This is a genomic window from Sphingobium sp. PAMC28499 (genome assembly GCF_004795815.1).
GTDB classification, from domain to species: domain Bacteria; phylum Pseudomonadota; class Alphaproteobacteria; order Sphingomonadales; family Sphingomonadaceae; genus Sphingobium; species Sphingobium yanoikuyae.
On record NZ_CP039248.1, the window covers coordinates 3968225 to 3982522 of the forward strand.

The window sequence follows — 14298 nt, forward strand, 5'->3', positions numbered from 1 at the left end:
CCTCAAAGCGGCTGCGGCAGGGGATAATTAGGATCAGCGATGCGGCGGTCGGTGAGGGCCTTAGCCTCCTTCCAGACCAAACGTGCGCTACCGGTGCGCATCTTCTCCTCAACGACGTCGGTGAGGCACAGCCATGGCAAATAGACGCTGTCCCAGCGAGCGGGTTGGTCACGCTCCCAGTCACCCTGCGCCAGCCGGAGGCTATGCTGCCACAATTGAAGGAGCGATATTGCTTCAACCTCGGCGAGGATGATCAAGTGCGGGCAGTTATTCCAGCAGTCGAGCGCCTTGCATTTTTCGCCCTCAGAGCCGGGACGACCAAATGGATCGCTGCAAAACGTGCCTAGGCCAGTCTGGGCAAGCCGACTGACCCGTTTGGCGAATTCTTCGGCACCTATACCTAACTTCTCGGCTGCCGCCTTGATGTTACGGGTAACGAGCGCCTCGAAGGCGTCGCTAAACTGCTTGATACGAAAATCGTATAGCAATCGCGTAGGCCACTTGACCTGGTACCCTGCGGTAACCTGTGAGCTATGCTGCCCGATGGCTTGCCCCATCTGCAGGCGCCCGTCATTCTCCAACGCTGCCCGCAAGAGGATCGAGGGGCGGATCATACTTGGTACGAGACCAAGTCCATTCAACTCTTCTGCAGATCCGATGTTAGCTTTGAACCAATTTGTGTACCAATGTGGCTCTGGGAGCTTGTAAGTTCCTGAAATGCGTGCAGCGAAGAGGGGGTCTTTGTCCTCCTTCTCAGTTATGTTTGCATTGGTAGCAGATCTGGCAAATTCACCAGACGAAGCCACCCATTCGACAGCCTTCACAGCGTCACATTTTGACGGAAGGTCGGCGATAATCGGCCTGCCCTGAGCACGAGCCTTAAAGCCAGTGATCCGCTTATGACCCGCGAGATCGCTCGGCTCAACGCAATCTCGATGGAGCGTCCTCCCGACCGAGATATTTGCGCCGCTTGCGCAAAGATACATAGTAATAACTGCACCGATGGCATCCGGGTGTGGACTTAAGTATGCATCCATCTCGACCTTGGGCCGAATGCTGTTGTATCTCTTTTCAAAGAACTGCCCAAATTCTTTGGGTTGTCCAACAAATCCCTTATCAGGCATCAATCCGTTGTAGTTAACAATCGCAATTTTGATCAAATTCGCAATGCCTATCTCCAGTTTTTCGAGTGTGACAGCCTCTCCTGCGACCGGAAAGTGCGGCTGAAGGGCCCGCCCTTTTGCGTGCGTATTGAGAGTAAAGTATGTCTCAAAAAACTGTTCAGGATCGATGTTCGCCATTAAGGCTAAGCGTTCGCCATCATCGTGATGCGCCCTCCATCGATGGTAAATGCCTGTCGCGATCTTCTCGATGGAATTCAGTCGGCGATCGATAATTGCCAGAATTGCTTGTGCAGGATCAGGCGAGAGGTCTGAATCACGTTCTACTTCCGCGTCTAGAACAGCAAGAAATGCTGCTGATTCTTCCGCCTGGATATCGAAGTTGAACTTCTTTGCCGCGCTCGATAGTTGCGCGGCCGCGAAGTCGATGTAACTTTTTCGCTGAACTGACTCAGAATCATCGCCATCGAATGCGACAGCCTCGGCAACACTAGCACGCTTACCGCCTTTCCGACCGGCGTTTTTTATGCCCGAGAGATGACTGCGCAGGTCCGGGAAAATCCGCTTACTGGCGAATTTTGCAAGGGTTTGCCGGACGGTATCTATGTATCGTGATACGGTCGTGACCTGACGGTCCGGCCCAACCGAAGCCTCCATAGCGTTCCGCCATTCCCATACAGCATTCTCCCACTGTCGTTGCGGAATGACACTGCCGCGGACGGCGGCCGAAATAACATCTCGGCAATTAGATGAAGCGCTCGTACCTATGAAGGTCAGCAACTCGACCAGGGTCAGATACGGGGTCTTTCGAGTGGACGACGCCATACTCGGCGCTATCTCGGTAAAACCTATGGCAACTCTCTCAGAAAACTCCCGACCCCAGGATTCGACCAAGCCACGAAAATCATAACGACGACCTTCTACAAGCGGCCATATCCTGCTTCGAAGTGCGTCTGCCCGAATTTCCTCCTCCTTCTGCACAATGAAAGGATGGAAAGGATCGCGGAATAGATAGGCCTCAGTGATCTTAACTGCGGTCGCAAGGTGCTTTTTGCTGATCGTGAGCCCGTCTTTATCCAAAGGACAGCTTTCAGCTAAGGCCACTTTGAGCCGAGCCAGTTCCTCTTGCAGGCGCTTCGGTTGATAGGAATTTTCTGCCACGCGGGCGTCAAACTCATCGAACATGTCGCGGATTTTTGGAGAACGGACGAGGAACGTCCCGCCTTTGATGCCGAATACACGACAGAACTCTACGCGATCAATCTTGCCGTCACGGATACCGAGAGCGCCCTCCTGCATCTTGTCTTCGAGCCAATTGCGCATGGCTGGCATTTTCGTTTCAAGATTGGTACTTGCTCCTACTTCGACTTGATAGCGGTCGAGGATCTTTTCATACCCTTGCTTCTTGAAGATGAATGCACTGCAGTTGAGTTGGGTCGCGTAATGCCTGACACTGATCTTTCCACCACGCCCGAGGACGACGCCGCCGTTGGCAGCATCGCGCTCCAAGATCTCGACAAGCTTGGCATCGTCAGAGGACATAAGGCTTCCCGCCCTGAAGCTGCGTGGGCAACATGCGGATAAATGCTCCGGAAGGATCAACCCCGCTGGCGACGGGGCTCGCGGTAGGAGAGGCTTAAACGGCTACGTCGGCCTTTATTGCCGGATGCGGATCGTAGCCCTCAACCTCGAAATCATCGATCGTATATCCGTCAATGCTGTCCGGTCGCCGGGAGAGTCGCATCTTCGGGAAGGGCCGAGGCTCACGGGTGAGTTGCTCTCGCGCCTGATCGAGATGATTGAGATATAGATGCGCATCACCAGCCATCCAGACGAACTCGCCCGGCCGAAGATCTGCCTGTTGGGCAAGCATGAGCTGGAGCGCAGTTGCGCCCACCCAGTTGAATGGCAAACCTAACAAGGCGTCGACCGAGCGCTGAAACATCAGGCAGTTCAAGCGCCCGTCAGAGGTGACGTGATACTGATAGACCATATGGCACGGGGGTAGTGCCATTTCGCCGAGTTCGGCCACATTCCATGCGTGGAATAACATCCGACGGCTCGACGGGTTCGTTTTGAGCGTTTCTACCAACGTAGCGATCTGGTCATGCTCTTGCCCATCAGGACCAGCCCAACGTCTCCACTGCTTCCCGTAGACGGGACCCAACTCGCCCCAGCGTGCAGCAAAATCATCGTCCTCGACGATACGGCGCTCAAACGCGTCCTGATCGATGTTCTCGCCAGTTTCACGGCGGTAAGTGGCAAGCGGCCAATCACTCCAGATCCGCACGTTATCACGGAGCAGATCCTGGATATTCGTGCCCCCCTTCAGGAACCAGAGCATCTCTTTCGTCGAGGTTTTCCAGTAAACCCGCTTTGTTGTGATGATCGGCGCGGTTCCATCAGACAGGTCAAATCTAGCCATCGCCCCAAAGACGGAGCGGGTTCCCACTCCAGTCCGGTCGATACGCTCATCCCCGTTGTCCAGAATGTGCCGCATCAGGTCCAGATATTGGCCCTCCGGATGTCCGCTCTGACCTACCACCTCAACACCTCCGCTACCATAATCCGCATACATAAGGCTGCCCTCACGCAAACACGATACCAATGATCAATTCCAACCCAACGTCCGATTGCCTGCGGTTAACCAAGGGAGGCTGACAACAATAACCCGAACCTCCACAATACAAACCTCATACAATCGGACGTTATCTCCGAACATTTCCTAATATAACGTCCAATAACATCGAATTTATTCCAATTATTATTTAAACATCACATCATTTACTCGGTACATGATACTATATTGATTGAATATTTTCAATCATGGATAGCCATTTTGCTCAGAAGGCCGCATCAGCCAGCATCTGCTAGTGTTTGGCGTACCGAATGAGCTTATTGCTCTCGTGCAGAGCGCATGCATCGCTCCCACTTTTGTCGGCATCGCCGAATCAACGCAGTATGGTGATTGTCGCGCTCAATTGGACGTCACGCGAGCAGAGGGCTTTGGGCACGTTTTGAATGGATACGTCCGATTATTCGACGTCCAGGCTGCATCGTCCGAGACTTCGCTCGCCTCCCGGCATTCACTCACCGGGTGAAGCGCTTCCCTATGCGGCCATTGGCGTCAACTGAAACCAGAACCAGTAAATCCGGCCACATCGGCCACTCACTCACTCACCGCTTCAATGCACTACACCGGAAAAGTAACTAAAGCCCAATCCCAGGTCGCAGCTGCGCTGGAAGAGCAGGCCGTTGAGGCGGCCGTCCGACACCTGGAACTGATAGGTCATATGGCAGGGCGGCAAGGCCATCTGTGCCACCTCCGCGACATTCCAGCCGGTGAAGAGCAGGCGGCGCGAACCGGGGTTGGTGCGAATCGCCTCGACCAGTGCTGCGATCTGGTTGTGGCCCTGCGCCGCCCGGCGGAACAGGCCGTCGCCGGCCGGCTCGTAGCGCGGCCAGTTCACCCATTGGGCGCCATAGACCGGGCCGAGATCGCCCCATTGCCGGGCAAAGGCCTCGTCCTCGATGATTCGCGCCTCGAACGCGTCGCGGCCGATATCCTCGCCGGTCGTCTTGCGGTAGCTGTCGAGCGGCCAGTCGGTCCAGATATGGACATTCTGCTTCACCAACTCGCGGATATTGGTGTCGCCGGTCAGGAACCACAGCATCTCACGTGCCGCGACCTTCCAGTAGACCCGCTTGGTGGTCAGCAGCGGCACCGCGTCGTCGGCCAGCGAGAATCGCAGGGTCGCGCCCAGGATCGAGCGGGTGCCAACGCCGGTGCGATCAATCCGCTCGTCACCATGGCGCCAGATATGGCGCATCAGGTCGAGATATTGCTCTTCATAATGGGGCGGCTGCGGCGACATGGCGTGCAAGGTCGGTGATCCTGGGATGGGAGTGAATCTGGGCGTCCCGTCCATGTAGCATCCCCCCTGCCCCGCTGTCCCGACCAAAGGTCGCGCCATAACGGATACGACTGCCCGCCCGGCCCGCTCCGTTCCGCCACTACGGATCATTCCGCGTCTCCGCTCCCGGCGCATTGCTGACAGGCTGCGTGCCCAGGGGGTGCGATGCTGACATTGGTGATTCTCGACGAGGACGGCCAGCCGCGCGACCGGCTGCACCCCGATGGCAACTGGCCCTGCCTGGTCGCGCACCTGCTGGCCAGCGATGCGCGACGGGTCATCCTGCACCAGCGGCGGCACAGTGCGGCGCCGCAGCCGGTCGATATCGCCCTGACCCGCAGCCTGCACCGCCGGCTGCGAGCGCTCGACATCCACCTGGCCGACCATCGGATCGACACGCCAACCGGCTGTTTCAGCTTCCGCGATGCGGGTCTTTTGTAGAATTTTCAAAAAAGCGCATCAGGTGACTTGCCAGCCCTCAAACCCCTCTCTATAGGCGCACTCCTGCCTTACGGGGCCGCCCCAAAAGCGGCTTCGGCATCGGTCGGGGAATAGCTCAGCCTGGTAGAGCACTGTCTTCGGGAGGCAGGGGCCGGAGGTTCGAATCCTCTTTCCCCGACCAACTTATTCGCTCGGACTTCGGTTCGGGACGATAAGCAGAAAAACCCCGGACTTCCATCGGAAGTCCGGGGTTTTTGCGTTTCGCCTCTTCGTCATGGCCCGTCGGAGCGCGGGCAGACCGAGGACATCCCGAACATGGTTCGAGATGCCCCCTGCCCCACCTCAACAGAGCATCCCCCCTAGGTTGCCGGCACCGCCAATTTGGCAATAGCGTCGATCAGGTCGGCGACCTTGAAGGGCTTTTCGATCACCGGCACCGCATCAAACGCTTCGGGCAGATGATCGCGCCCATAGCCGCTGACGAACAGGAAGGGTATGGCCCGGTCCGCCAGGACGCGCGCAACCTGCTCCACGCCCTCACCCTGGAGATTGCCGTCAAGCAGCACCAGGTCGCATTCCGCCTGATCGATCAGGGCCAGCGCATCGGCCACAGTCGCAGCCTGCCCGACGATATGGCCGCCGGCATCCTCCAGCGTCGCGGCCAGTTCGAAGGCCACCAGCGGCTCATCCTCAATCAGCAGCAGGCGGCGGCCGCCCAGATGCGCCTTGCCGTCACTGCCACTGCCGCTCGCGCCCTGTTCGCGGGGCGCCGGACGCGCCTTCTTACGCAGGCGCGGGCTGGAGGCATAGGGCAGCGTCAGCGTCCATCCCATGCCCTCGGCGCCGTAATGGGGCTGGGCACTGCCGCCGTCGGAACGCAGGCTGCGCTCGATCAGCGCAGTGCCGAAGCCGCGACGGCTGGGCGGCGCAACCGGTGGGCCGCCGCGTTCGCGCCAATCCAGAACCAACTGGTCATTGGTCAAGCGCCATTCCAGCTCGACACGGCCGGCCGGGGCCGACAGCGCACCATATTTATGGGCGTTGGTCACCAGTTCGTGCAGCACCAGCGCCAGGTGCAGCGCCGGTTCGGGCCGCAGGTCGACCTCCGGCCCGTTCCAATGGAATCGTTCTCCGTCGATCGCGCCGATCGTCACCTGCCCCTCGATCAGATCGCCCAGCCGCGCGGCCTGCCAGGTTTCGCCGCTCAGCAGCGAATGGGCGCTGGCCAGCGCATGGATGCGACCGATGAAGGTCGGGGCGAAATCGGACGGGCCGGACGAATGGCGCAAGGTCTGGGTGGCGATCGCCTGGACCGACGCCAGCGTGTTCTTCACCCGGTGATTAAGCTCGCCGATCAGCAGCTTCTGCGTCGCCTCCGCCCGCTTGCGTTCGGTCACGTCGAGGATCTGCAGACTGATCGAGAAAAGCCGGCCGGCGGCATCGCGCAGCGCCGAGCAATAGCATTCGCAATCGAGGGTCAGCCCCTCGGCCGTGTGGAAGCGCAGCAGGCGGTTGGTGCGCGGCACGGTGCCGGCGATCATCTCGTCCATCAGGCCGGCAAAGTCGCCACGCTGGCTGTCGTCCAGCCATTTGAGTTCGGACGCGCCAAAGCCCGCCACCTCTGCCGCACGCCAGCCGAACAGCCGCTCCGCTCCCTTGGACCAGGCAACGACATGGCGCTGGGCGTCGATTTCCACGATCGCCAACGGGCTGTTGTCGCCATGGGCCTGGATGCGGGCCAGGGCCGCGGCATGGCTGTCACGTTCTCGCGCCAGTTCCTGCCGCTGCTGGAACAGTTCGACGAACAAGGCGACCTTGTGCCGCAGGATATGGGGGTCGACCGGCTTGAACAGATAGTCGATCGCACCGCTTTCATAGCCGCGAAACTGGCGTCGCTCGTCGGTCGCCACGGCGGTCAGGAAGATGATCGGCACACGCCGGGTCCGTTCCGTGCCGCGCATCAGTTCGGCCAGCTCGAACCCGTCCATGCCCGGCATCTGCACGTCGAGCAGCGCCAGCGCGACATCCTCCACCAGCAGCAGTTCGAGCGCCTGCATGCCCGACCGCGCCTTGATCAGGGTCACGCCCTCGTCCGCCAGCAGCGCTTCGAGCGCGGTCAGATTTTCCTCGACATCGTCGACCGCCAGGATCTTGGTGGGTTCAGGCTGCATGGTCGAGCGCCTTCAGATCCTGAAGGTTGCGGCGATAGATTTTCTCGCCCTCGTCGAAATCGGCGAAGCCATCGGAATAGCGCGAGAAGCGCAGCGTTTCCTTCGAGCCCAGCCCCAGGAAGCCGCCGCGGACCAGCGATTCCCCGAACAGGCCGAGCGCGCGGTCCTGCAATTCGCGATCGAAATAGATGAGCACATTACGGCTGGACACCAGCTGTACCTCCCCGAAGACCTGGTCGCTCGCCAGATTATGTTGTGCAAAGACCGCACGGCGACGCAGCGTCTTGTCGAAGACGGCAGCGCCATAGGCGGCAGTATAATAATCGGACAGCGAGGCCTTCCCGCCCGCGAGCCGATGATTTTCGCTGAATTGCGGCAGACGATCGATCGCGTAGATGCCCGCCTCCGCCTTTTCGAGCGCGGCCGGGCTGATGTCGGTGCAGTAGAAGATCGTGCGATCCTCCAGCCCTTCCTCGCGGAACAGGATCGCGAGCGAGTAGAATTCCTCGCCATTGGCGCATCCGGCGATCCATATCTTGAGCGAGGGATAGGTCTTGAGATGCGGCACGACCTGCTCGCGCAATGCCCGGAAATAGGCGGGATCGCGGAACATCTCGCTCACCTGGATGGTGAGGAAGCCCATCAGGTCGGCGAATACGGCGGGATCGCGCAGCAGCAGATGCTGAAGCTGGGACAGGCTGTCGCAGCCATGCTGATGCTGGGCACGGGCCAGCCGGCGATGCAGCGATCCGCGCGAATAGCCGCGAAAGTCGTAATGATAGTGGCGGAAGATCGCTTCGAGCAGCAGGTCGAGCTCCAGCTCGTCCCGCGGCCCGAAATGTTCTTCCATCAGCGCGGCATCCATACACGCACCAGGCTGAGCAGCTTGTCGACGTCGAGCGGCTTGGCGAGATAATCGTTGGCACCGGCGGCCAGGCATTCCTGCTGGTCCTGCGCCATCGCCTTGGCCGTGAGCGCGATGATCGGCAGGCCCACGCCCCAGCCCTGCTTGCGGATTTCGCGCATCGCGGTCAGCCCATCCATTTCGGGCATCATCACGTCCATCAGCACAAGATCGACCTTGGGCGCCTCGGCGCGCGCAGCCTCTTCGAGCGCGACAAGCGCCTCGCGGCCATTGCGTGCGATACGGACATGAACCCCATGGGGTTCGAAAATGCTCGTGAGGGCATAAACGTTCCGTATATCGTCCTCGACAACCAGAATATTTTTGCCTTCCAGCGCCTCGTCGCGGCTGAGCGAACGAGCGATCAGCTGCTGCTGGGGTTCGGGCAGTTCCGACACCACCTGATGCAGGAACAGCGTCACTTCATCGAGCAGCCGTTCGGGCGACTTGGCGCCCTTGACGATGATCGACTTGGAATAGCGGCGCAGGCGCAGTTCCTCCTCCGCGCCAAGGTCGCGGCCGGTATAGACGATGACTGGCGGGAAGCCGACGCTGTCGTCTGCGCTCAACCGTTCGAGCAGATCGAAACCGGACGCATCGGGCAGGTTGAGATCGAGCACCATGCAGTCGAAGGTCTCGCGGCCCAGCATCTCGAAACATTGGGCGGCCGAATGGGCCTCCAGCGTCTCCACCTCGCGCGAGGCGAGCAGCAGCTTGATGCTCTCGGCCTGCTGGGCGTCGTCCTCGACCACCAGAACCCGGCGCATGCGCTGGGCCATGCGCGCCTCCAGCCCTTCGAGCATGTCGATCAGCGCGTCACGCTTCACCGGCTTGAACAGATAGCCGATCGCGCCGCTGGCCAGCGCCGCCTGGCTGTCATCATCGACCGACACGACATGGACCGGGATGTGGCGGGTGCGCATGTCGCGCTTGATCCGGTCGAGCACCGACAGGCCGGTATGGTCGGGCAGGTTCATGTCCAGGATCACGGCATGGGGCAGATATTGCCGGGCCATCAGCGCGCCTTCGTCGGCGGTGCCGGCGATCAGGCACTGGAAGCCCTGTTCATGCGCGATGTCGCACAGGATGCGGGCAAAGACCGGATCATCCTCCACGATCAGGATCAGGCGCGAATCCCCGGACAGGGTTTCGCGATCATCCTGAGTATCGACCAGGCTGGCGACACGCTGGCGCGCCGGCGCCACCGGCTGGGGGCGCGGCGCTTCGGCCAAGCTGATCGAAGGCAGATGGCTGAGCGCGGGATCGAAGCGATCGGGCAGCAGCAGCGAGAAGGCACTGCCCTCGCCCGGCTGGCTTTCGACGCGCAGTTCGCCGCCCAGCAGCCGCGCCAGTTCGCGCGAGATGGATAGGCCAAGGCCGGTGCCGCCATATTTGCGGCTGATCGTGCCATCGGCCTGGCGGAAAGGTTCGAAGATCAGCTTCTGCTGTGCTTCCGCAATACCGACGCCGCTGTCCTGCACGGTGAAGGCGACCCGGCCATCCGCATGCCGGCCGACGGTCAGCGCGACCTCGCCCCGATCGGTGAACTTGATCGCATTGGACAGGAAATTCTTCAGCACCTGCTCGACGCGCTGCGGATCGGTTTCGATCTCGACCGGATCGGCGCCGGCGGCGAGGCGGAAGGACAGGCCCTTGGCCTGGGCCGAGGGCGCGAAGATCGCCTGCAGCTTGTCCAGCATCGGCGCGATCCGCACCGAACGCGGCTGCAATTCCAGCTTGCCCGCCTCGATCTTGGAAATGTCGAGAATGTCGTTGATCAGGGTCAGCAGATCATTGCCCGACGTCTCGATCGTTTCGGCATGGCGCACCTGATCGGCACTGAGATTGCCGGCCCGGTTTTCCGCCAGCAGGCGTGCCATGATGAGCAGCGAGTTGAGCGGCGTGCGCAGCTCATGGCTCATATTGGCGAGGAATTCGGACTTGTAGCGGCTGGCCTGATCCAGCTCGGCGGCCTGTTGCTGGAGCGACAGCTGGGCACGGGCGAGATCGTCGCGCTGCGCCTGCATGTGGCGGGCCTGCTCCTCCAGCTGGACATTGGTCTGTTCCAGCTCGCTCTGCTGCGCCTCCAGGCGGGAGGCGGAGTCCTGAAGCTGGCGGCTCTGGGTTTCCAGCTCGTCATTATTGGCGCGCAGTTCCTCGCCCTGGGCCTGCAATTCCTCGGCCTGACGCTGGGTTTCCTCCAGCGCGTCCTGCAACCGGGCGCGGAAACGGGCCGAGCGCAGTGCGATGCCCATGCCGGCACTCGCTTCCTCCAGCAGTTCGAGCACGCGGTCATCGACCGGATCGAAGGCGCCCAGTTCGACCACCGCATTGACGACGCCGTCGGTCACGGTCGGCACGATCAGCAGATGGCGGGGACGATCGCGGCCAAAGGCCGAGCCGATCGTCAGATAATGATCGGGCACGTCATGCAGCAGTTGCGCCCGCCCTTCGGCCGCGACCTGGCCGAGCAGGCCTTCCTTGGCGACGAAGCGCTGCGGCATGTCGGCGTCGGCCGGCACGCCGAGCGTCGCGACGCGGTTGAACTGGCCTTCCTCGCCCTTGAACAGGGCACCGCCCTGGAAGCCGAGATAGCGCGCGAGGAAGGCGAGGATCGCCTCCCCCAGCTGCTCGACGCTCTGGTCGCCACGCATGGCGTCGGCCAGCCCCAGATGCCCCGCCTGCAACCAGGCCTGGCGCGCGCGCGCCTTGCTGTTGCGGCGTACCAGCAGATAGACGGCGATGGTCAGCACCACGCCCAGAAGGCCGGTAACAAGGCCCGACATGATCGCGGTCTGCGAGGCCGATGCCATGTCGGCGAGGCGGATTTCCCGCAGTCGCAATTCCTCACGCGCCATCGTGTCGAGCTGGGCCCGGACGGCGTCCATTTCCTGCTTGCCGCGGCCGGTGGTAACGATCGTCAGCGCCTGGATGATGCTCTGGTTGCGCCGCGCCTCGATCGTTTCCCTGAGTTCGGCAAGCTTGGCATCGACATGACGCCGCAGGCGGGCGAGATTATTCTGCTGGGTCGGGTTGTCGCGGGTCAGCCTGGCCAGCGCATCGAGCCGGCCGGGCATGGTCTGCACCGCATTCTCATAGGGTTCCAGATAGCCACGGTCGCTCGTCAGCAGATAGCCGCGCTGGCCGGTCTCGGCATCCTGCGCAGTCGAGAGCAGTTCATCGAGCGCGATCAGCACATTATGGGTATGGCGGATCGCCCGGTCGCTCTCGCCCAGGCCCTGGATATTGAGATAGGCGACGGCGCCGCTTACCAGGAAGAAGGCGATTCCGAGGAACAGGCCCAGCGCCGCCCATGCATCCGTGCGCCCACTGACGGAGCCAAATTTCGCCTTGCCCATTATCATCCTGTTGTCGTTGCCGTGACGGAGGTGCCGACTAAGGGGCATTTCCGTGCGAAAGCAAGCGCCACCTTGCGCCGGAGCGCCAGGGCTGATCGAGATCAACCTTTTGATGTGCCTGATCGCATCCCGAGCGCCCGCGACCATTGCGCACACGCTGCACCATCGCCATCATCGCGCGACACGGAGTGGCGGGAGGCCGGCGATGGAAACGATCGGGCGCGATCTGCGGGAGATGCAGCGTGTGCCGCTGACGGCCGAGCATGTCGCGGCGCTGCGGGCCGAGGGCAGCGAGGCCGTCTATCCCGCCGGCGCCTATATCGTTCGGCCCGGCGACCCGGTCGACCGCTTCATCTATGTCGAGGATGGCGAGATCGAGGTGGTCAATCCGTTTGGCGAGGAACGGCATGTCCCCTCCACCATCGGCCCGACCCAGTTCATGGGCGAGATTTCCTTCCTGGGCGGCGGCAGCTGGTCTATCCCGATGCGGGCAGCGCGCGATACCCGCGTACTGGAAGTGCCGCGCCCGGCGATGCTGCGCCTGATGGCGGCGATCCCGGAAATGTCGGACATCATCATCACCGTGCTGGCGGCGCGACGCCGGCGGCAGCTCGACATGGGCGACAGCACCCTGGTGCTGATCGGCGAGGATGAGGATCGGGCGGTGCGCTGCATCGCCGAGTTCGCCAGCCGCAACCGCCTGCCCTACACATCCCATGCGCTGGGCAGCGACGATGCCCGGCGGGTTGCCGCCAGTTGCGGGGCGCGGGCGGACCAGCCCGCCGTGATCTTCGGTCGCGACAATGTCGTTGCCGATCCCACCCCCGAGAAGGTCGCCCGGTTGTTCGGCCTCGACCGCGGCTTTACCGAGAATGAGACGGTCGACCTGCTGATCGTGGGCGGCGGACCAGCCGGCGTGGCGGCGGCCGTCTATGCCGGGGCCGAAGGGCTGAACGCGCTGGTGGTGGAGGATATCGCGATCGGCGGCCAGGCCGGCACGTCGAGCCGGATCGAAAATTATATGGGCTTTCCCACCGGCATTTCCGGCGCGGACCTGGTGTGGCGCGGCGAGGTGCAGGCCATGAAATTCGGCACCCGCTTCCTGATGCCGCGCCGGGTGACCGCACTGGAGGAAACCGGCGACGGCCATTATTGCGGCGTCTTCGACAATGACCAGCGCATCTGCGCCCGCGCGGTGCTGGTCGCGACCGGCGTGGAATATCGGCGCCTGCCGGTTAACCGGCTCGCCGATCTGGAGGGCGCCGGCGTCTATTATGCCGCGACCGAGAATGAGGCCCGCTATTGCCGCCAGGCCGAAGCGGTGGTGGTCGGCGGCGGCAACAGCGCCGGCCAGGCGGCGATGTTCCTCAGCCGCAGCGCGCGCCATGTCCATCTGCTGGTGCGCGGGCCTTCGCTCGCCTTGTCGATGTCCAGCTATCTGTCCAGCCGGCTGGAGGCAGACCCGGCGATCACCATCCATTATGACACCGAAATTGACAGTCTGCATGGCGATGCGCAGCTCGATGCGGTGACCATCCGTCACGCCGACGGCAGCGCGCGCGAGATCGCCTGCTGCGCCCTGTTCATCATGGTCGGCGCGGCGCCCAATACCGGCTGGCTGTCGGGACTGGTGGCGCTGGACGACAAGGGGTTCGTGCTGACCGGCGATGCGGTCGAGGCCCCCTCCCCCTATGAAACCTCCCGCGCCGGCATCTTCGCGGTCGGCGACGTGCGCGCCGGATCGGTGAAGCGCGTCGCTTCGGCCGTGGGCGAAGGATCGGTCGTGATCTCGCGCATCTGGAGTCATGTGAATGACGGGGCGGTCAGGCCGCCCGCTGCAGCTTCTCCCGCAGCGTCACCAGCGACTGGTTGAGTGCGGCGATTTCCTCGATCGAGATGCCGACGGCCTCCATCAGTTCGGCGGGGACGCAGGTTGAGACGTCCTGCGCCACCGACTGGCCATGCTGCGTCAGGCGCACCCGCACCACCCGCTCGTCGGCGGTGTCGCGCTGACGGGTGACGAGGCCCGCCGCCTCCAGCCGCTTGATCAGCGGGGTCAGCGTGTTGGATTCGAGGAAGAGCTGGTTGCCCAGTTCGCCGACCGTCTGGTCGTCGCGTCGGGCCAGTGCCACCATCACCAGATATTGGGGATAGGTGAGACCGTAGCGATCCAGCAGCGGCTTGTAGAGGCGATTGAAGGCAAGCCCGGTCGAATAGACGCCGAAGCAGAGAAAATCATCGAGCGCGCCGCGCGCGGTATCTTGGGCAGTCATGGCGGGGGTGGTCATGGCGATACTCCTTGCCCGGAAATATAAATCGCACGCGATATGATCGCAAGGGTTGACGACTCACATCGGCAGGTACATATAGATCGCACGCGATTTAATC

Annotated in this window: 8 protein-coding genes, 1 tRNA gene and 1 pseudogene; 3 read left to right on the forward strand and 7 right to left on the reverse strand. The window is 62.0% G+C overall.

The window, feature by feature from the left end:
- Nucleotides 1–2: 2 nt before the first annotated feature.
- The 3 genes and pseudogenes from E5554_RS18870 to thyA all read right to left on the reverse strand — a co-directional run.
- Entirely contained in the window at nucleotides 3–2663 is a 2661-nt protein-coding gene (locus E5554_RS18870) for a hypothetical protein (RefSeq protein ID WP_136187730.1), read from the reverse strand.
- A gap of 94 nt (nucleotides 2664–2757) precedes the next feature.
- On the reverse strand, nucleotides 2758–3699 hold the full coding sequence (locus E5554_RS18875) for a thymidylate synthase (protein WP_136187731.1): 942 nt from the start codon (nucleotides 3697–3699) through the stop codon (nucleotides 2758–2760).
- 628 nt (nucleotides 3700–4327) lie between these two features.
- Nucleotides 4328–4996, reverse strand: a pseudogene (gene thyA / locus E5554_RS18880) (thymidylate synthase); the annotation flags it as partial.
- A gap of 204 nt (nucleotides 4997–5200) precedes the next feature.
- Between thyA and E5554_RS18885 the strand changes: the two are divergent.
- Nucleotides 5201–5476, forward strand: coding sequence for a JAB domain-containing protein (locus tag E5554_RS18885; protein WP_136187732.1), 276 nt, complete (start codon nucleotides 5201–5203; stop codon nucleotides 5474–5476).
- A gap of 104 nt (nucleotides 5477–5580) precedes the next feature.
- Nucleotides 5581–5657: transfer RNA gene (locus E5554_RS18890), tRNA-Pro, on the forward strand.
- A gap of 178 nt (nucleotides 5658–5835) precedes the next feature.
- Here E5554_RS18890 and E5554_RS18895 read toward each other — a convergent pair.
- The 3 genes from E5554_RS18895 to E5554_RS18905 are packed head-to-tail and all read right to left on the reverse strand — an operon-like array spanning nucleotide 5836 to nucleotide 11910.
- The gene (locus tag E5554_RS18895; RefSeq protein WP_136187733.1) at nucleotides 5836–7647 is read right to left on the reverse strand and encodes a response regulator; all 1812 of its coding nucleotides are present in this window, start codon (nucleotides 7645–7647) and stop codon (nucleotides 5836–5838) included.
- On the reverse strand, nucleotides 7637–8512 hold the full coding sequence (locus E5554_RS18900) for a CheR family methyltransferase (RefSeq protein WP_099231441.1): 876 nt from the start codon (nucleotides 8510–8512) through the stop codon (nucleotides 7637–7639). Before E5554_RS18900 ends, E5554_RS18895 begins: the two co-directional genes overlap by 11 nt.
- On the reverse strand, nucleotides 8497–11910 hold the full coding sequence (locus E5554_RS18905; RefSeq protein WP_136187734.1) for a response regulator: 3414 nt from the start codon (nucleotides 11908–11910) through the stop codon (nucleotides 8497–8499). Before E5554_RS18905 ends, E5554_RS18900 begins: the two co-directional genes overlap by 16 nt.
- A gap of 205 nt (nucleotides 11911–12115) precedes the next feature.
- On the opposite strand from E5554_RS18905, the gene E5554_RS18910 reads away from it, so the two are divergent.
- Nucleotides 12116–13783: a cyclic nucleotide-binding domain-containing thioredoxin-disulfide reductase gene (locus E5554_RS18910; protein ID WP_136187735.1), complete on the forward strand. Its 1668-nt coding sequence runs from the start codon at nucleotides 12116–12118 to the stop codon at nucleotides 13781–13783.
- Here E5554_RS18910 and E5554_RS18915 read toward each other — a convergent pair.
- Nucleotides 13734–14198 carry a MarR family transcriptional regulator gene (locus E5554_RS18915; RefSeq protein ID WP_136187736.1) on the reverse strand — a complete coding sequence of 155 codons (465 nt, stop codon included), beginning with the start codon at nucleotides 14196–14198 and terminating at the stop codon, nucleotides 13734–13736. The genes E5554_RS18910 and E5554_RS18915 overlap by 50 nt on opposite strands.
- Nucleotides 14199–14298: the final 100 nt, after the last annotated feature.